The 18,265-nt window shown below is 43.0% G+C and carries 25 protein-coding genes; 4 read left to right on the forward strand and 21 right to left on the reverse strand.

All coding sequences use genetic code 11. The features are described 5' to 3' along the window. Positions 1–100: 100 nt before the first annotated feature. The 6 genes from D1B31_RS24600 to deoD all read right to left on the reverse strand — a co-directional run bounded on the left by D1B31_RS24600 (position 101) and on the right by deoD (position 5,216). Complete coding sequence (locus tag D1B31_RS24600; RefSeq protein ID WP_192894739.1) at positions 101–277, reverse strand: DUF2188 domain-containing protein; 177 nt, start codon at positions 275–277, stop codon at positions 101–103. A gap of 68 nt (positions 278–345) precedes the next feature. Continuing rightward, on the reverse strand, positions 346–1,266 hold the full coding sequence (locus D1B31_RS06380; RefSeq protein WP_118919905.1) for a CobW family GTP-binding protein: 921 nt from the start codon (positions 1,264–1,266) through the stop codon (positions 346–348). 4 nt (positions 1,267–1,270) lie between these two features. After that, positions 1,271–1,675 carry a hypothetical protein gene (locus D1B31_RS06385; protein ID WP_118919906.1) on the reverse strand — a complete coding sequence of 135 codons (405 nt, stop codon included), beginning with the start codon at positions 1,673–1,675 and terminating at the stop codon, positions 1,271–1,273. A 186-nt stretch (positions 1,676–1,861) separates the two neighbouring features. Beyond that, positions 1,862–3,379, reverse strand: a complete 1,518-nt coding sequence (locus D1B31_RS06390; RefSeq protein WP_118919907.1) for a lmo1851 family serine protease — start codon at positions 3,377–3,379, stop codon at positions 1,862–1,864. 107 nt (positions 3,380–3,486) lie between these two features. Continuing rightward, positions 3,487–4,320 (reverse strand): M15 family metallopeptidase, encoded by an 834-nt coding sequence (locus D1B31_RS06395; protein WP_118919908.1) that lies wholly within the window; start codon positions 4,318–4,320, stop codon positions 3,487–3,489. Between the two features lie 191 nt (positions 4,321–4,511). Further along, complete coding sequence (gene deoD, locus D1B31_RS06400; RefSeq protein WP_118919909.1) at positions 4,512–5,216, reverse strand: purine-nucleoside phosphorylase; 705 nt, start codon at positions 5,214–5,216, stop codon at positions 4,512–4,514. A gap of 162 nt (positions 5,217–5,378) precedes the next feature. On the opposite strand from deoD, the gene D1B31_RS25010 reads away from it, so the two are divergent. Next, the gene (locus D1B31_RS25010) at positions 5,379–5,507 is read left to right on the forward strand and encodes a hypothetical protein (RefSeq protein WP_275670700.1); all 129 of its coding nucleotides are present in this window, start codon (positions 5,379–5,381) and stop codon (positions 5,505–5,507) included. Between the two features lie 29 nt (positions 5,508–5,536). Here D1B31_RS25010 and D1B31_RS06405 read toward each other — a convergent pair whose 3' ends face one another. From D1B31_RS06405 to D1B31_RS06425, 5 genes are all read right to left on the reverse strand, one after another. Further along, entirely contained in the window at positions 5,537–6,307 is a 771-nt protein-coding gene (locus D1B31_RS06405) for a sporulation protein (protein ID WP_118919910.1), read from the reverse strand. Positions 6,308–6,461: 154 nt separating this feature from the next. Next, positions 6,462–6,629: a YozD family protein gene (locus D1B31_RS06410; RefSeq protein ID WP_118919911.1), complete on the reverse strand. Its 168-nt coding sequence runs from the start codon at positions 6,627–6,629 to the stop codon at positions 6,462–6,464. A 137-nt stretch (positions 6,630–6,766) separates the two neighbouring features. After that, positions 6,767–7,462 (reverse strand): hypothetical protein, encoded by a 696-nt coding sequence (locus D1B31_RS06415; protein ID WP_118919912.1) that lies wholly within the window; start codon positions 7,460–7,462, stop codon positions 6,767–6,769. 110 nt (positions 7,463–7,572) lie between these two features. Next, the gene (locus D1B31_RS06420) at positions 7,573–7,797 is read right to left on the reverse strand and encodes a YozE family protein (RefSeq protein ID WP_118919913.1); all 225 of its coding nucleotides are present in this window, start codon (positions 7,795–7,797) and stop codon (positions 7,573–7,575) included. 30 nt (positions 7,798–7,827) lie between these two features. Beyond that, positions 7,828–8,832, reverse strand: coding sequence for a S66 family peptidase (locus D1B31_RS06425; protein WP_118919914.1), 1,005 nt, complete (start codon positions 8,830–8,832; stop codon positions 7,828–7,830). 152 nt (positions 8,833–8,984) lie between these two features. Between D1B31_RS06425 and D1B31_RS06430 the strand changes: the two genes are divergently transcribed. Together D1B31_RS06430 and D1B31_RS06435 are read left to right on the forward strand one after the other, a co-directional pair. After that, complete coding sequence (locus D1B31_RS06430) at positions 8,985–10,088, forward strand: SGNH/GDSL hydrolase family protein (protein WP_118919915.1); 1,104 nt, start codon at positions 8,985–8,987, stop codon at positions 10,086–10,088. A 59-nt stretch (positions 10,089–10,147) separates the two neighbouring features. After that, positions 10,148–10,744 carry a DUF502 domain-containing protein gene (locus tag D1B31_RS06435; protein WP_118919916.1) on the forward strand — a complete coding sequence of 199 codons (597 nt, stop codon included), beginning with the start codon at positions 10,148–10,150 and terminating at the stop codon, positions 10,742–10,744. A 21-nt stretch (positions 10,745–10,765) separates the two neighbouring features. Here D1B31_RS06435 and D1B31_RS06440 read toward each other — a convergent pair whose 3' ends face one another. Together D1B31_RS06440 and rsgA are read right to left on the reverse strand one after the other, a co-directional pair. After that, entirely contained in the window at positions 10,766–11,263 is a 498-nt protein-coding gene (locus D1B31_RS06440) for a PTS sugar transporter subunit IIA (protein ID WP_118919993.1), read from the reverse strand. Between the two features lie 244 nt (positions 11,264–11,507). Continuing rightward, on the reverse strand, positions 11,508–12,566 hold the full coding sequence (rsgA, locus tag D1B31_RS06445; RefSeq protein WP_420846073.1) for a ribosome small subunit-dependent GTPase A: 1,059 nt from the start codon (positions 12,564–12,566) through the stop codon (positions 11,508–11,510). Between the two features lie 293 nt (positions 12,567–12,859). Here rsgA and D1B31_RS06450 point away from each other — a divergent pair, with 293 nt between their 5' ends. Further along, positions 12,860–13,474 carry a DUF4397 domain-containing protein gene (locus tag D1B31_RS06450; protein ID WP_158587480.1) on the forward strand — a complete coding sequence of 205 codons (615 nt, stop codon included), beginning with the start codon at positions 12,860–12,862 and terminating at the stop codon, positions 13,472–13,474. 25 nt (positions 13,475–13,499) lie between these two features. Here D1B31_RS06450 and D1B31_RS06455 read toward each other — a convergent pair whose 3' ends face one another. From D1B31_RS06455 to D1B31_RS24605, 8 genes are all read right to left on the reverse strand, one after another. Next, positions 13,500–14,078, reverse strand: coding sequence for a YpmS family protein (locus D1B31_RS06455; protein WP_118919918.1), 579 nt, complete (start codon positions 14,076–14,078; stop codon positions 13,500–13,502). Beyond that, positions 14,075–14,902: an SGNH/GDSL hydrolase family protein gene (locus D1B31_RS06460; RefSeq protein ID WP_240035190.1), complete on the reverse strand. Its 828-nt coding sequence runs from the start codon at positions 14,900–14,902 to the stop codon at positions 14,075–14,077. Before D1B31_RS06460 ends, D1B31_RS06455 begins: the two co-directional genes overlap by 4 nt. A gap of 88 nt (positions 14,903–14,990) precedes the next feature. Further along, a complete protein-coding gene (locus D1B31_RS06465; protein WP_118919996.1) occupies positions 14,991–15,542 on the reverse strand; it encodes an SCO family protein in 552 nt (183 codons plus the stop codon). Between the two features lie 127 nt (positions 15,543–15,669). Beyond that, positions 15,670–16,512 carry a DegV family protein gene (locus D1B31_RS06470; RefSeq protein ID WP_118919919.1) on the reverse strand — a complete coding sequence of 281 codons (843 nt, stop codon included), beginning with the start codon at positions 16,510–16,512 and terminating at the stop codon, positions 15,670–15,672. A gap of 96 nt (positions 16,513–16,608) precedes the next feature. Next, positions 16,609–16,860 carry a DUF2535 family protein gene (locus tag D1B31_RS06475; RefSeq protein ID WP_118919920.1) on the reverse strand — a complete coding sequence of 84 codons (252 nt, stop codon included), beginning with the start codon at positions 16,858–16,860 and terminating at the stop codon, positions 16,609–16,611. A gap of 97 nt (positions 16,861–16,957) precedes the next feature. Then, complete coding sequence (locus tag D1B31_RS06480; protein ID WP_118919921.1) at positions 16,958–17,173, reverse strand: hypothetical protein; 216 nt, start codon at positions 17,171–17,173, stop codon at positions 16,958–16,960. A gap of 337 nt (positions 17,174–17,510) precedes the next feature. Continuing rightward, positions 17,511–17,906: a hypothetical protein gene (locus D1B31_RS06485; protein WP_118919922.1), complete on the reverse strand. Its 396-nt coding sequence runs from the start codon at positions 17,904–17,906 to the stop codon at positions 17,511–17,513. 36 nt (positions 17,907–17,942) lie between these two features. Continuing rightward, entirely contained in the window at positions 17,943–18,077 is a 135-nt protein-coding gene (locus D1B31_RS24605; protein ID WP_118919923.1) for a transposase, read from the reverse strand. Positions 18,078–18,265 lie beyond the last annotated feature (188 nt).

The raw sequence follows: 18,265 nt of genomic DNA on the forward strand, positions 1-18,265 counted from the left end.
CCCCTGTTTTGCTTCAATAAAACAAGTTTTCCACTGCACCTATCCAATCATACAATCAAAAAAGAAAATACCCCCATCTTTATTAAGACGGGGGTATTTTCTATTCTTCTCCATGTTTAGCAACATATTCCCTTGCCTTATCAATTCCGATTGCAATTGCTTTTCCTTCATCATTTTCTTCCTCAAGAATGGCATTGGCAATTTCAATTGCCTTTTCCCTAACATCTGGATCAAGGTTTTTCATTGAGGCAGGATAATTATTTTTTGACCAAGGCATTTCCACCAACTCCTTAAAAGAGGTAATAATCGTAAATTACCCCCTCACACCGGAGTAAAACCAACTACTTAATCGCCTTCAAGCTTTTCCAATTCGGATTTTATTTCGTTCCAGTTCATATTTTCCCCAATAAACACCATGTTTAATGGAATATTCATCTCCTCTTTTAGGAAAGAGGGCATACCGTACGAGTATTGAAACAGCTCGGGATAAGCCGTTCCTTGAAATTTAATATAACCTTTAATCCGGTAAATGGCATCGGGAAGGTGGTTACGAAGAAACTGGTCAAACTTCTCTCTGCTCACTGAAGTATGAAAAGTGTGTACATAAGTTCCCAGGCCAAGCGCCTTTGTATTTACATTTCCGCTTTTACCTTTTCCACTTGATAAGGAGAGGTTCCTTAGTTCATTTAATGGAACCTTTGAATAATCCGTAAGCACGCACTTCGCCTTAGGATTCATTGCCTGGAGGCTGATGACGATATCTGCCTTTTCCTTTTCGGTTAAATCGCTCGACTTGTTAACAATAAGGTAATCGGCATGACGGACCTGTTCAAGGAGTAATTGTTGAAGCTGCGGGCCCATCAGATTTCTGTCCAGCCAACGTTGGCCATCAACGGTGGACACAATCCCTTTCAGTTGAATTTTATCGGCAAACAACGGCGATAGCAAAGCATCCAAGACCTCGACTGGATGGGCCGCCCCTGTTGTCTCGACATAGATGGCATCAGGATTTTCGAGCATTAGCAGCCCCTGTAGTTGGGCTTCAACCTGACCGCTCATCGTACAGCATATACATCCCCCAAGCAGTTCCTTCAAGGCGACGTCTTCCCCAACCTCACCCGAGTCGATTGAAACGTTGCCCAGTTCGTTCATCATGACAGCAACTTTTCTACCATTTGTCCGTTCTTCCTCTAGCAGCCGTTTTAATAAGGTTGTTTTCCCGCTCCCAAGAAAGCCAGATAAAATATATACTTCTGCCTGCTTCATTTCCCTATTCCCCTTCTAATTGGGCACTCTCCTGATCCTCCAGGATTTCTATTACCATCGCCTCAATCATTCTGCCAATTTCAATCAGATTTTTATCCGTTAAATAGCCTGTTTTCTGAAACCATTCTTCCTTGCATTTCCACAAAGGGATATACCCATTTGGATAATAGTCATCTTCTTGCTCCACACCTATTTCAATAACTGATTCATAATCATCCTCGAAACACGCACCGGGTGGAAGTCTTTTTCCTTTTTTCGATCGAATAAGTTCAAGTATTAATTTTATCCCGTGTAAATCGAAATTCGGCTGGAATTTTTCCTGGAGTGTTTTGCATAAATTTTCACAAGCAAATTCCATTTCCAAAACCCTCTCCTTGAGCTGATCATCAAAATGGATTATTTGTTCCAATCATTTTCACCCCATTTATCCTCTGTCGATTCATCCAGCCCCATCACTATGCGCTAGTGGTAGCCATCTAAGGACACATTTTATAGTATTTACTCTGTTCTGACAAACCTTATGGTTTACACTTCCTATTTTTGCAAAACAAATCCCCCGGTATAAAAATACCGAGGGGAATAAAGAAAATTATATTTATTTCATTTCTTTTTTCAAAACTTCGACCGCCTTTTCAAGCTGGGGGTCGTCCTTGATGATTTTTTCCTGAAGTTTTTCGATTATTTTCTGAGTTGTATCCCCTGTAATGGCGCCCGTTTCCGGCAATTTATTAGCAGCCTGGAATTCCTTCACTTTTTTAACCGTCTGCTCATCATAGAACCCATCTGTCCTGCCTGGGTTAAACCCTAGGGCGGCAAGCATTTGCTGCGCCGTTTTTACCTCATTGGATGAACTGCCAAGTTTTAATTCAAGCTTGGGGTCCAGATATGGAAGATTGACATAATCAGGGAGATCAACCTTATAGTCCGGCTGAATTCCTTTTTTATGAATCCAATTACCTTTTGGGGTCAGCCATTTCGCCGTTGTAAATTTTACGTTCGATCCATCAGGGAAATCCTGCGCGGTTTGGACTGTGCCTTTACCGAAAGATTTTTGCCCGACAAGAGGGACGTTAGCCGATTCTTTAACGGCCCCGGCCAATATCTCTGATGCACTCGCACTGCCGCTGTCAATAAGAACAACGAGCGGGAATTCCGGATTGCCTTCATTTTCCGATTTATATTCTTTCACATTTCCATTTCGGTCCTCAACCTTGAATAGGATTTTTCCTTCAGGCACGAACATGCTTGAGATGGCCACAGCCTGTTCAAGCAGACCGCCCGGATTTTGGCGCAAATCGAGAACAAGCCCCTTCATCCCTTTTTTCTGTAAGCCATTTAAAGTCTCGACCAGCTCTTTGGATGTATTGGTCGAAAAAGTGGTGATCTGAACTTTCGCGATACCGTCCTCTAACATTTCCCCATGAACGGTTTCAATTGGAATTTCATCCCTAATGATCGGAACCTTAATTGTTCCCTCCACGCCAGGCCTTTGGATTGTCAGTTCAACCTTGGTCCCTTTTTCTCCTCTGATCAGCATGACTGCCTCAGTGGATGACATCCCCTGAATGCTTTTCCCATCGACCATAAGTACAAGGTCCTTTGGTTTCAGGCCTGCCTTTTCAGCGGGCGAACCTTTAAGAGGTGAAACAATGACGATATGTCCATCCTTTTCCTGTATTTCGGCCCCGATTCCTTCAAAGGAGGAGGAGACACTGTGATGGAATTGCTTTGCCGCTTCTTCATCCATATAAGCGGAATAAGGGTCATCCAGTGATTGGATCATGCCGTTGATGGCCCCATTAATCACTTTTCCTTCATCGAGGTCCTCAAAGTATCCTTCTTTCAAAATATCGTAAGCTTTGTAAAGCTTGTTGAATTCTTCCCGTTCGGATTTTCCTCCTATCACGACCGGATGGGGCTCCTTGCCGAAAGATAGAGCAAAAGCTGTAATTCCAACTGATAAAAAAACGAGGACGACAAGAAGAATAATAAAATTAAATCTTTTCATCCTAATTTGCGGAGGCTGTTTTACTTGCTCTTCGTTCTGTTCTTGTTCCTGTACTTGATTCTGTTCATCCACAGCTTTCACCACTTCCACGTTCTGTCTATTCATGCTATTTTTACCCTTATAATCTAGGATACCATCTTTTTAATTGGATGGAAAAAGAAATATTCGTGACCCTCTCTAAAAAATAAAAGGAACCTATGCCGGTTCCTTTTTTAGATTTTCTCTACTTCATTGAAGAATTCTTCAAGTGTCCAGTCATTTTCGTAGATGGTTTTTGCGGCTTCCCGCCCCACGTACCGAAAATGCCATGGTTCATACTGGTAACCTGTTATGCTTTCTTTTCCTTTCGGATAACGGAGTATGAATCCGAATTTATGAGCATTTTCCGCAAGCCACTTTCCTTCGACAGTTTCGCCAAATTCTTCTGTCAAATTCAAATTTGTGGACCTGCTGGTAATATCCATTGTCAGCCCTGTCTGATGTTCGCTTTGTCCGGGAAGAGCTACAAGCTGAGTGGCTTTTGCAGAGCCGGATTTTTTGACCTCGGCATCAAACAGTGCTTTCTGCCTTGTGTAAGAACGGTAGCCGGAAACTGCAAATATCTCGATATTCTGTTCGGCAGCCTTCATGAACATTTCTTCCAAGGCAAGGCCTGCTTCCTCCCTGATGAGGCTTTTTTCAACATCCTGGTCGCCAAAGGAAAAGGGAATATCAGGCTTCATTAAATCCTTTGGTTTGTAATCGCTCGAAAGGAAAAACTCTTTATTTACGAGCGAAAGCATATTTTCAGGATTGAGAATGACTTTTTTTCCATTTGCCTCTGCCACCTGATTGAAATAGACCGCTTCGAGAACAGGCTTGTTTCCATCCGGATTCCGCGGAGAAGACCCTTCATTCGATTGTCCATTTTCTCCATAACGATTTTCTGACTCACTTTGAGAATTAAATTTATCTTTTAAAAAGGATACTTTTTTCATAAGGGAATCCATCTCGCTGCAGCCTGCAAGCAGAAAACTGAAGCTAATGATCATAATTGTTTTTTTCACGTAAACCACCCATGTCGATTTTTAAGATATTTTGGTATCTGATAGTAGTATAAAGCTCCTTTTTGGTAAGGGCAAGGATGGACTCCGATTTTTAAAGCGGAAAACAAGAGATGATATCTGGTAAAGTGATGAATCGTTGGAATGAGAAAGGCTCCTCCTAATGGAGAGAGCCTGATTTACCAAGTTGTGTGTTATTCCTTTATTGCCGCTTCCAAAGCCACTTCTATCATATCATTAAATGTCATCTGGCGCTCTTCTGAAGTTGTGACTTCGCCAGTAATGATATGGTCACTTACAGTCAATACGGAAAGTGCTTTTCTTCCGTATTTTGCTGCGAGTGTGTAAAGGGCAGTCGTTTCCATTTCAAGAGCAAGGATTTGATATTGGGCAAGCTTTTCGTGATCCGCATTGTCATTGTAGAACAAATCGGCAGTAAATACGTTCCCCACCTTTAAATTCAAGCCCTTTTCAAGACCCGCATCATAGGCGTTTTTCAATAATTCGAAGTTAGCTGTCGGTGCGTAATCAATTCCGCCGAAATTCAAGCGATTGACTTGGGAATCGGTGGATGCAGTCATAGCAAGAATGACATCGCGTACTTTAACATCTTTTTGGATCGCGCCGCATGTTCCTACTCTAATAAGTGTTTTCACATCGTAGCTCTCGATGAGCTCATTCACATAAATAGAAATAGACGGGATGCCCATTCCAGTTCCCTGAACAGAAATCCTTTTTCCTTTATAGGTTCCCGTATAGCCGAACATGTTCCGGACTTCGTTATAGCATTTTGCATCTTCCAGGAAAGTTTCTGCAATATATTTTGCGCGGAGTGGATCTCCAGGCAATAGGACGATGTCAGCAATTTCATTTTCTTTTGCACCAATATGTATACTCATATTTTTGCCTCCTAATTCAATTGTAAGATGTCTAACCACTTAACAATCATATCATAAACGCGAATAATATTAAAACGTTTCCTAGAGAAGACTATGAAAGAAGTGGGATAAAATCATTCTGCTTTTCTTGCAAAAATTTCTATCAGTTAAGGAGGAATGAAAATGGGGAAAAAGGACCGGAACCGCATTAACGCACCGAAGAAAAACAATCACATTCCGCCAGAGCAAATTGTTGCCGAGCATGAAGCCCACGCGAAAGAGTTTTCAGCGAAAAAACGAAAAAACACCTAAAAAAGGAGCAGGAATGCTCCTTTTTTAGATTATGAGTAACGCTCGATCACGGTCTGCAGTTGCTGCCTCACAGTGGCTGCGTCCGTTGAAGTCACAACGACCCTTACATTCGATTCATCCGTCGCCAGTGCCTCTGATAACAGTCCGCCAATCCCCCTGGCACGCCTGTCAACCTGCATAAGCACTTCGATTTCCCCGTTTCCAACAGGAAACATCACCACTTCCAGCTCATCAAGACGCCCTTTGAAGCTTCCGGAAACAGGGATGTATTCGAACTCTTGCACAAATGGCAGTCTACGGCGCATCCTGTAAGGCGCATGTTCACAATCCGCTTCTCTAAGGCGGAAGCCCATCTCTTCAACAGCTGAAAGGATGGATGCCATTCCGGAAGTTGGTACAACCCTTATATAATCCGTATCAGTCGGATCCATGGCATTTTTTATATCCAGCCCCGTTGACACCCATATCCTTGTCCTACCTATTGAAACAGGCGTATCCAAGGGAAGTCTGAACGAAAAGGAAATTTGTTTCCGCTCACCCGCCCCAATATGAAAAGGTTCGGAGATTTTAAACCGGTCAATTGCTGCATTTACATAATGTTTTTTGTCATCAGACTCTTTAAGGTAGGCTGTATTGAGGATAAGATAAATTGAATCCACACTTTGCGCAATGCTGCCACCCGTTACTTCCACGATCCCTTTAACAGGATCTCCTGGGGCAAAAGTGTCCCTTTCAAGTTTCGTATCCACTTTTGTACTGCCAATTCCTACACTTGCCAATACTTTGTTAAAAAACGACATTCTCTTTCCTCCTCCTTTATTTTGAACATTATGTACTGTGAAATATCCCTGGCGTTGTAATTGGTATGTATACGTTTGGGCCAGGTAAATGTTTCAGAGGCGATTCATTTTTTCAAAAAAATACGGCCCATGCCAGCAGGCCGCTTGTTTCTCTTTATCCATTTTCCTCATCAATTATGCATTTATCCAGGAGGTAATCAAAAGTAATATCAGCTAGTTCCTCAAGCTCCGTTTCTGTTGGGACGTATCCTCTTTTTGTAAGCTCATGAAAGAAAAATTCTGCAATTTCCTCAGTGTCTATAATGACTTCAATTTCTCTCATTCGCGTCGCCTCCTTTTTACAGAATGTATGAACCTCAATTGTTTTTCATGCGTGATGCCAAAATAAAACGTTTTTCATATGGGTGAGACTAAAAGAATGGTGGTGGTGGAAAAACGGGGAAATGGTGAATAATCCATTCAGACGTGTTTTTTTTCATCGTTTTTGTGGATTTCCTGAAGCTTTTTTACGATTACCTCCATGACCTGGGCGTATTCCCGGTCCCCAAAAAGCTGATGTAAAATCCTGTAATCATTATAGATGTCCAATAGACTGTCAACTAGCTCCCTTTTTTGCCTTCTTTTTTCTAGCTCCTGGGCTTCTTCCGATTTCGTATTTTTACTCTCTGTCCTGGACTGGGCCGTTTTTTCTTGCTTGCCGATGATGGATAAAAACCCCAGCTTCTTAATAAAGGTGTCAGCATGCTCAGCATCCGCAAGTAAAGTGAGTTCCTCTTCCCCGGCTTCGAGCCATTCTCCGTCTTTTACCCTGGCAAGCTCGTAAATAATATCCTCCCATGCATCTTCTTTATAGCGCCAAATCTCTGTCCTGACCCCCACAACCCTAAAAAGGTCATTCCCATATCCCTTTACCTGGACGAGATCGCCAAAGAAAAATTTGTACTCTATATCAAGATGTTCCTGCTCCAACGGGGTGCCATCGTACTCCGAAAGCAATTGGAGCGAGGATTCAACGTAAAGCCCTTCACTATTGTTAATTTCATATGCATACTTGCTGCCCATCCACTTGATATCCGTCACCTTTCCGACTGTGCCGTACATCAGGATGACAACCGTATCACCCTTTGCGTACTTCGGTTTCTTCCTCTTCTCCATCTGATTCACCCCCTGACTCCTGATTGAAATGATTACAATAGTATATGCTTGTGGTGTTTAAGCGCACACGAGGCAAAAAAGAAAAACCTTTCCAAGTTTAGGAAAGGGTTTTAGCGTTGCTCAGTTTGTACATATTCCTGCCAGGCTTCATCGAAAACCGCCATTGATTTTAAATAATCCGCGTTCAATTCGAGGTAAAGGGTGATTTCTTCATAATCCTCCGAGTTTTTTGGGAATCCATGGTCCCGAAAAGCCGCATTCGCAAACTCGCTAATGTCATCCGGCGGCTTCGGATGCCTGTATTTCATTAAAAAGTGATAGAATGATTTCCTCATATGAATCCTCTCCTAGGTTTACGTCTACTTTTATTGCGATAATGGATTTTTGTGGAGCCTTGTTTGGTCGATTTCGATTTTAACTTCGCCATCAACAGCCTTCATACTAGCATAAGCACCAACTGGAATCGTCGCCAGTGGCTGAGTGTGGCCGAAGTTTACATTCGCGATCACCGGGATGCCCTTCAACTCCGCCTTTGAATGGATGATTGATTTCAATGCATCCTCCGTGACTTGGGAATCCTTCTGGAATCTTCCAATTAACACGCCTTTTATCCCGTCTGCACCGGGTTGATGAAGCAAGGATTGCAAGTTCCGTTCAAAAGTCAATGAATGGGATTCCAGATCATCTTCGATAAAAAGAATCGAATTTTTAAGTGAAGGCATGAATTCTGTTCCGTGCAGCAAGTTCATCGTACATAAGTTTCCACCAATTAATGTCCCTTCAGCCTGTCCTTCCTGGATAACAGTAAAGCCATTTTGCCTGATAAAATTCCTGTCTTCCTGGTCAAGATACCAAGCATCATCGCTCCAAACGCCAGATGGCTCGATTTCATATGGCGCGTCATTCGTCACCGCTTCCAGAAAGGAGCTGAGTGTATAGTCAAGTCCGTGCTTGATCCCGAAAGTGGAAAAATGCGGACCAGAATATGTAATTAGTCCGGTTTTCCGATAAATAGCCAGCGATAAGGCTGTGATGTCACTGTATCCGCAAAAGACTTTCGGGTTTCTTCTTATAAGATCCCAGTCAATATACTTCAGGAGCTGATTAGAATTATACCCGCCAATGACAGTCAGCATGCCTTTAACATTCGAGTCGGAAAACGCCTCATGTAAATCGTCAATCCTGTTGCCTATAGAAGAGCTGAAAAACTCATCATGGCCATGGACATTCTTCCCGAATGTCACGTTGAATCCAAGGCCCTCAAGCCTGCTAATAGCAAGTTTCACTTGGTCGCTTTTGATTAAATCCATGCTTCTTGATGGGGCGATCACCCTGATTTCGTCACCCGGCGAAAGTCCGTTTGGCAGCATATCCAATCCCTCCGCAGTCATTGTTAAAACAACATTATCATACCAAACCATCCCGAAGCGTGAATACCCAAAAAAATAGGTATTTCAACTGATTTTATTTCAAAAAGATTACGTTAAAATAACAATATGATGACATTGTTAGGAGTTTGAAAATGAAGAGTCGTTTATTTAAAGTGTTTGTGCCGGCTGTCCTTGGGTTTATCTGCTTATTTTTAGCGATAAGCGAGTTTACATCCGCCAAAGGAACAGAGGCGTCTGAACAAGGATTTTTTCACAAAATCAAAGCGGGAAAAGACTACAATTATCTTATCATTGGGGACAGCATTGGCAGAGGATCTGGTGCGGAATCAAAAAATGCCACCTGGTTCGCCCGGTTTGAAAAAGGAATAAAGGATGCCTATGATTTACGGGGCAGGCGCTTTTCACTTGTTCAGAGCGGCGCAACGGCTTTCGAAGGAATCATAAAGTATGCCACTGAAAAACCGGAACTGGGCGTAGATCTTGTCTTTCTCGTTTTCGGGGAAAATGACAGAAAGTATATGGATGCTGCGCAATTTTCTTTCTATTATGAAAAACTGATCCGACAGGTCAAGCTCGATTATCCGGCTGCAGACATTTTTACGTTTACAGAAAGCTGCCTGACGAATGCAGAATTTGCTAAAGTGATTGAAGACATTTCAGACCGGTACGGCGCGGCCCATATCGATATGAGAATTCCTTTTGCAAAATCCGGCCTTGATTCGGAAAAGCTGACGAAAGATGGGGTTCATCCGAATGGACAAGGCTACGCCCTATATGCTGAGGAAATATTGAAAAAAGTGGAGGAATTGGCTTCTGGGGATGAACCTGGAACGTTTCCTTTGCCTGCTCCAATGCATAAAACGCTTGGCCGGGAGTACGTCCCGATAGCAAAACCTTCGGCCATGGAAGGATTTACGAAAGACGGAAATGGCTACTTTGCGAATGAAAAAGAAAGTTTTCTTGAGTATGAATTCACCGGCACTATGGTTGGCTATACGCTCGACCGGATGCCGAACGGTGGAATGGTCGATGTGTTCATTGATGGAAAACACGCAGCAATTCTTACAACCTGGTGGCCTTTTAAAAGGGAGCGGTCGATTTATATCGCTTCAACATTGAGTGTAGGTTCGCATAAAATCCGTTTCGTTCATACCGGGGAATCGTCTCATCCTGACGGAAGCGGAACTTCGCCTTCTGTTTTCATAAAAGGGATCATCGTCGAAAAGCCTGATTAATCGTTTCAAAAACAAGCTCCTAAGGCTATAATAGAGAAAAATGTTTTTGGAGATGAAGAATGAAGTCACTGCTGAGAAATTTCATTAACGGGATTATCACGATTGTCCCAATCATTATCGTCATTTATGTTATTTATAAAACGTTTGTCTTTTTGGACAGTCTCCTTGGCAATGTCCTAAAACCTTTTATGAAGAATGATTATATTCCAGGGATCGGCCTGCTGCTGACAATTGTCCTGATTACGTTCCTCGGTTTTCTATCAACAAAATACCTTACAGGGAAACTGATTACATTGATTGACCGGCTTCTCGAGCGGATCCCGGTTGTCAAAACCGTCTATTCGGTCATAAAGGATACTGTCCAGTCGTTCCTGGGCGAGAAAAAGTCGTTTTCAAAAGTGGCCCTCGTTACAATCCCGGGGACAGAGATGAAAAGCCTCGGATTTATCACTTCGGATGACATTGAAAGTTTTTACAGCCCTTTAAAGGATAGTGTCGCCGTTTATGTTCCGCAAACCTTCCAGGTTGCTGGCTTCACCTTTCTCATTCCGAAAGACCAGGTAGAAATCATTGACGTAAAGCCGGAAGAAGCGATGAAATTCATCCTGTCCGGCGGAATGGCGAATAAAGGGAAGCAGAGTTTACATTCAAAATAAAAACCGCCAAAATGGCGGCTTTTATTTTGCAGTTACTTTCAAAAATGGCGTTGTGCCTCTTTCGACATTGCCGGAAGCAAGCGGTTCAACGTCCATTGCGTCACTGTTCGTGATAATGAGCGGTGTAACCGTGCTTTTCGCTTTTTCAGTGACCAACGCCATATCAAATGTTACAAGTTTATCCCCTTTCCTGACCTTGTCCCCTTCCATCACATGCGTAGTAAAACCTTCGCCCTTCATCCCGACTGTTTCAATGCCAATATGAATAAGGATTTCCGCTCCGTTTTCCGCTTTGATTCCGATTGCATGTTTCGTCGGGAAGACTTGAATGATATCGCCATCCACCGGAGAAACAACGACTCCTTCAGAAGGCTCAATCGCAAGGCCGTCCCCCATCATTTTCTGGGCAAAAACTGGATCATCTACATTTTCTAGCTGTGTCGCAAAACCTGTCATTGGAGCAACGAGCTCAACCTCTTTTACTTCCTCTTTCTTACCGCCGAAGAGATTTTTAAAAATACCCAATTCGATCATCCTTTCCGCTAATACTGAACATGTGCCTACTAATCATGTTCCTCATTCCTATTCCCTATAACCCATCGGTTATAACTAATGAAATTATACTGAACTCTCATTGGTTTTCAAAACAAGTTGTCTTATCCTTGCCAGAATAGGAAGAAATATTGAATTTTTGCAACTAGGCTCTCCAGCAGCCAGAATAACCTGTTAATGCAAAAAAGAGCCTGAAAACAGGCTCCTTTCATCACTTTTTAACATTTCTCATCTGTTTGTGGATTGCTTTCCAATGCTTTTTCTCTTCCAATTGGGCGCGCTTATCGGCTTTTCGTTCAATATAGGCAAGCTCCCGCTGAAGCTTGTTATAGCTTGCCAGCCTGTCTTCAGGCAAATCTCCACGCAAAATCGCTGCCTGGACCGCACAGCCCGGCTCATCTGTGTGCCTGCAATCCCTGAACTTGCACAGTTCCGCCAGTTCTTCAATATCTCCGAACGCACCGGACAGCCCATCCTGGCTATCCCAAAGCTGCAGCTCACGCATTCCTGGAGTGTCAATTAACACTGCCCCGTTTGGCAAAAGAATCAGTTCGCGGTGTGTTGTTGTATGGCGACCCTTGTCATCATCTTCCCTTATTTCCTTCACTGCCTGCCTCTTCTCACCGAGAAGCGAATTCGTCAGCGTCGACTTCCCTACGCCGGACGAACCTAGAAGGGCAACGGTTTTCCCTGGTTTCAAAAATGGTGCCAGACGGTCAAGGCCTTCATTCATTTCCGCACTGACTGGTATAATTGGCACGCCAATTGCAACTGCCTCAACTTCGGCCACTTTGGCGCCAACATCTTCACAAAGATCCGCTTTACTTAAAATAACAACCGGATTCGCGCCGCTTTCCCACGCAAGCAATAAATAGCGCTCAATCCGGCGCAAATTCAAGTCATCATTCAGGCTGTTCACGAGGAAAACAGTGTCAATATTGGCGGCGACAATTTGTTCTTCCGCGGTCTGCCCCGCAGCCTTCCTAGAGAACTTACTGAACCTCGGTAAAATCCCATGAATCGTGCCTTTTCCTTCTTCAATTCTCGAAGAAAGAATGACCCAATCACCGACAGCAGGGAAGTCTTCCCTGCCGCCTGCGGAAAATGCAAGCTTCCCCGATACTTCACAAAGCAGCTCCCCTTCTTCCGTCCACACCCGGTACAAATGTTTATGCTCAAGCGCCACTCTTCCGAGGACAACATCCTTCCCCGGAAACGCCGCCAGTTCCGCTCTCATTTCTTCTTTCAGACCAATCATGTTTAAATTCAAGTCGTTTCCTCCCCAAAAATAAAATAAACCACGGGCGTGCACACCCGCGGTTCATCCTTTTGGAAATGGACAGACTGGTTCCTGTTTCCTAAATGGCCGAACGGGTGGTGCAAGAGACAGCAACATTACCGACAATGATCATTTTTCTCATTACACTTCACCCGCCTTTTCTTATCGTTAGCTTTAGTATATTCATTCCAGATGAAAAAGTAAACGGAATTTTTCTATTATTTTTGCATAACAGAAAGAGTAAGTCATACATATACAACAAAACAGCCAGAAGGAGGGCTTGTATGGCAACGCAACCGACAGCTATGAATTTATTTTACGACGAAGGTCCGTTACCTAGGGGAACTGGCCGAGTGTTTCACTGCAACCCCAATCTTGGCAAAATTGATGTCTTTATAAATGGGCTGTTAATCATTAAAGATCTTTCCTTTAAACAAGTCAGCAGCCTGGCAGCCTTTCCGCCCGGAAGATGCCAAATTGACGTTTACGTGAACAGAAAGCTACTCGTGTCAAACGTTTTCACGATTCAGGAAGAGGAGAAAATCTTTGCAGTGATCACCGGGGATGAAACTGGAGTTGATATCGCTAAATTCAGTGCCGACCATCTTGTACCACCAGGTGAGTCCGCGGCTTGTTTTTTGCATTTGGCATCACGCCTTGGCAAGGTTGATTGGTCTGTCCATAAGGGGGATGTTGTTTTTCCGTCCGCAGCCTATCTATCAGCTACTCCCTGGCTTCCCCTTTCACCCGTCAGCTTTCACCTCGAGGCAAGGAAAGCCGGAACGAAAATGATCCTCCTTCCGATGCCAAACTGCTCTTTTGAAGCGAACGAGGCCTATTTAATTTGCATCATTCACAATGGAAACCAATTGGAAAAACTCCCAATCAAACTAAAATGAGTGCCCTCTGACAGGGGCACTCATTTTATTTCACCGGTACGAGCAAAGTAAACGAAATATCATCCTTTTCCAAATCAAAGGCATTGGCTTTTAGTTTCGCATCACTTTTCAGTTTTAATTTTTGCATATGAATATAGATTTGCCGTTCGTTTGGGAGAATTTCTACTCCCCTGGGAATCTCATAGCTCTTCCGGATGAAATCCAGCACATACGGTACCGGAAGATGCAGTTGGCCGACTGAAATAGACTTTTGCCTCAACAATAGGTCGCCGTTTTTCTGCGCTTCTGGAACGAACGTCAATTTCATGTTTAGTTGCTGGCTGAAGAACGGGACAGTCCCATAAAGCTCTACCTCATCCTTGACTTCGACCCGGTAGTTGACCGGTGTTTCGGACACTTCCTTCTCCAAATAATAATTGACCAGTTTATTGACATCCTCTTTATTCGTTCGGATGTTAAACTCAACCCGGTCGCCTTCCTTTATGCCGACCCGCTCCTGCTTAGAGCCCTCAGGAGGGATGGCCACAAGAATCATGAGTGTCACAATGGCTGCCACCACGATCCCCAATAAAATAAAAAATGCTGTTTTCCAACGATTATTCATTCACGACTCTCCTCATCACCCGCCGCACCAGAATTCCCGGCAATTGCCGGCAAGGCCTCTTCTTCAAGCGTTTCAAAAACTCGTTCTGCAATTAACTGATACCCTTTATCATTCGGATGAAACTGGTCGTCAAAGAGCAGATTCACCTGCAAATCAGTAAAAATATCATCGATTCCCACGAAAAAAGCATTCGGGTATGAGGCGATGACATTTTTCCCTGCTTCATTCCAATCGGAAACAATTTGGTCAAGCTCCTCAACTTCGGGGAACCACTGTAAAAATGGATTATAAGTGCCAATTAGGACTAAGGCGGCCCCCGGATTTTCTTTCCTAATTAAATCCATAATTTTTTCAAGTCTGGCAATATAGGAATCTTTTTCTTTGGCAAAACTATCATACTGCATATTAAGAATATTCCTTCTTGCGACCTTCATGATGTCATTACCGCCGATTGTGATGATGACCATATCTGAATCCTTTATTGCCGAAGCTACTTCCTGCTTCCGCAGCCGTTTCAGTAACTGGTCGCTTCTCGTGCCTTTTACCCCATAGTTTTGGACGACAGCATTTTCAATGCCTTTTTCCTGTTCGAGTTTCGCTTCTAAGTATGGCAAATAGCCCCCGGAATCCGTACTGTCACCAATTCCTTCTGTCAGGGAGTCGCCCACTGCCGTCACAGTGAGATCACGCGGAATGAAGTCTTCGGGGATAACCTTCTCAACTTCCACCTTCGTCTCTCTGACCGGCTGACTCACAGGTTTCTTTGGCTGACAAGAAGCAAGCAGCATAGTGGCCATGATGACCCAGGTTATCTTTTTCCACATCCGTTTCACTCCCTTTCTATACAATTATAATATAGTTTAATAGCATCCGTCGTGAATGATACCATATAAAAAAGCCCTTTAAAAGGGCTTACTGAAGTGTTTTTATATCTTTAATAATGTCATCGTACGGAACATTGCTTACCCCTGAATAGAATGTCTTGATTTTCCCATCTTTGCCTACAAGGAAGAAGCTCGTCCCGTGAATCACCTGGTCGCCTTCTTTTGGCATGACGACAGGCGTTTTAAAATACTTTACCGCGAATTCTTCGATTTCTTCCTGTTCAAAGCCGGTCAGGAAATTCCAGTTTTTCAAGTCAGCATCGAATTTCTCGGCATATTCCTTGAGGGCTTCAGGCGTATCAGTCTCTGGGTCGACACTGAAGGAAACGAATTCGATGTTTTTAATCCCTTCTTCAGCCGCCATTTCCTGAATTTCAGCCATATTTGCTGTCATCGGAGGGCAAACTGTATCACAATTTGTAAAGATGAAATCAGCCATCCAGACTTTGCCTTCCAAATCCTTTAAGCCAAAAGCTTTTTTGTCCTGGTTCGTATAGTTAAAATCCTCGACAGGCCAGTTTTTCGCACCCTTTATATCCTTGTCGCCACAGGCCGACAGAACCAGTACTGCTGTAGCCATGGCCAAAAATAACGTTCTAATTTTCAATGAATTCACCGTCTCTTTATAACATATAATCGTGAATAGTTTAACAAACAAGCGGTCAAGAAGAAAGAGTTTTGCTTGCTTCTAAAAAGCAAGTTGATCTCTAGTCAAAATAATACATAAGAGCAATCGCACCTGGCCCTGTATGTGTGCTGATAATTGAGGTTGTATAATCCGTTTCAATTCCTTCATAGCCTGTCAGATCATAAATGCTCTCTTTCACTTTTTCGGCGAGTTCAATCGCTCCGGCGTGGGCAATGCCAACACCCTTGACGGTTTTTCCTTTCACGTCCTCGGCGAATTGTTTTGCAAGGAATTTAACGACCTGGGTATGGCTCCGCACCTTCGTGACAGGATTATACTCGGCTCCTTCAAGGGAAGCGATTGGCTTGATGTTCAATAAAGAACCAAGGAACGCCCTGCCTTTCCCAATCCGTCCTCCTTTTACCAAGTTCTCGAGCGTATCAACCATAATATACAATTTTGTATTTTCACTTATTTCCTCAAGCCGGGCAAGGATCTCATCCATCGATTTTCCTTCCCTTGCCATGTTGGCGGCTTCTTTCACCTGAAAGCCAAGTGCCTTCGAAATGAATTTCGAGTCCACGACCGTTACCTTCGTTTTTGTCATTTGAGCAGCGCTCTCGGCTGAACGGACGGTGCCGCTCATTTTACCGGTCATATGGATGGAAAGGACTTCGTACCCTTCTTCCCCAAGCCTGTCATACACCTCAAGAAAAGCACCCGCGGATGGCTGGGAGCTTTTCGGCAGCTCTGCCGCATGCTTCATTTTTTCCAAAAACTGCACCGGACTGATATCGACCCCATCGGTATAATTTTGCCCGCCGACAGTGATCGTCAAAGGGACGATTTCAATCCCATATTGGTCAATCATTTCTTTCGGCATGTCCAAAGTTGAATCAGTCACAATTTTAATTTTCCCCAAAATAATCACTTCCCTGCTAATCACTTGCTTTCTATTATACAGATTCGCCGCGGTGGATGATATAAAAAGAGTACCGGTTTCCCGGTACCCACATCATTAAGCATTGTTTTTTAGTTCTGTCGTATGAAAAATCTGTTCATAGTCAGGCCATCTCAAGGCTCTCTTCAAATAATCCCGAAAGGAATAGCAGTTTTTCGGCTGCTTTTCCCCATAAATTGATGTAACGAATGCTTGCAAACGGAATCGAATCAGGAAACTATAAGGGTTTCCTTCCTCCAATACAGGAATCTCAACAACTTTAACCTTCTGTCCAACAGCATTTTTGAACTCCAGGCTTTTCACTAACAAAATATCAATCCTCTTTTTCACCCGTTTGACTATATTATACCTTATGTACCGCCCGAAATGTCTCTGATTATGATCAGATTTCTAAAATATTTCCATTTCATTCAAAATGGCATGCATACTCTTGCCGGTGGTCTATTTCAATTGGCTGCTCACCAAATTTGACAGCCATCAACTCCACATGCTTTGGCCTTGATTCAGGAGCCTGCAATTTCACACTGGAAATATCCTCCCCGCACACAGAGCAAAGCCATGTGCCTGTGTCACAGCTGCTGAATGACGGTTTTCGGCACTCAGTACACACTTTCATAAACATTCCAAAAAATCCCCCTTTTATCACTTTATCTAATCAAATTAACTATATGTATAATTAAATAAAAACAGACCCCGATATTCTATTACCACATCAGGGCCTGGTTAAACTCTTTTTATAAAACTTCTTTTTTTAATCACCATTCTTAATCCAATCCCAGCAATAACCAAGATTCCTCCAATCGCGATTAAGTTAAACATCTCTGTGGCTGTATTGGATAGAGGTGATAAACCAGGATTTTCAGGCTTTATCGGATTTCCAGGTCCTCCAGGTACTTCACCAGGTGGTATTTCATCTGTTTCAGCACTTTCGGCATAAAACGTAAATTCAACCTCACATTCTAATCCCTAAACTCATTTCCCAACTCCTCGGGAAGTTTTACCGTGAAGAAGAGTTCTTCTGATTTTCCTTTTTTCAAAAATCGTTCTTCGAGATTATTAAAATCTTTTAATTTACCTTCAAATAGCACTTCTTTATGATCCGATACTTTTAACCAAAGCTTGTGATAAAACTTTTTTGACCCCTTTTTCAACTTACTTGAGGTAATATAAGTATAGTCCTCTTCACCGTTATTCTTAATTAAAAGAGTCCTATTAGCCCAGTCTCCAGGTACCAAATTTGTTAATTGAAACAAAAAGGCATCAGGAGATGTGGTTAAATCAACTTTTAACTTTTCGGCGGCTATTCCGGTTTTTGGAAAGATTACAAAAATGGTTAACCCCCTTACGTTGATCAAAAGCCTCTCTGCTTTTCCATTTCCTAACCAAGACCTTCAGCTGGCTACAATTCCGTATTCCCAACTCCTCGCCAATACTTTATAACTTTTTGAACCGTTCACATATTTCATCACGGCATTGAGCTTGAATTCTTCTGAGTAGCTCTTAAATGTCTGTCCTTTTTTGGCCATAGAAAATCCCCTCCAAGTCACATTCTTTCCTCCATGGTATACGGAGTTTTATTTGAATGTCTACTTATAGGGGACAATATCAGTGCAACGTGGTAAATTTATTTAACAGATTTTCGGAAACATTTGTCCCGTTCAACCGGTTCAGAATCCGTTTAAAGCCAAAAGGCGTTTCCAGAAGCAGGTGCCCC

The sequence above is a fragment of the Neobacillus notoginsengisoli genome, from assembly GCF_003515685.1.
Lineage (GTDB): Bacteria > Bacillota > Bacilli > Bacillales > Cytobacillaceae > Bacillus_D > Bacillus_D notoginsengisoli.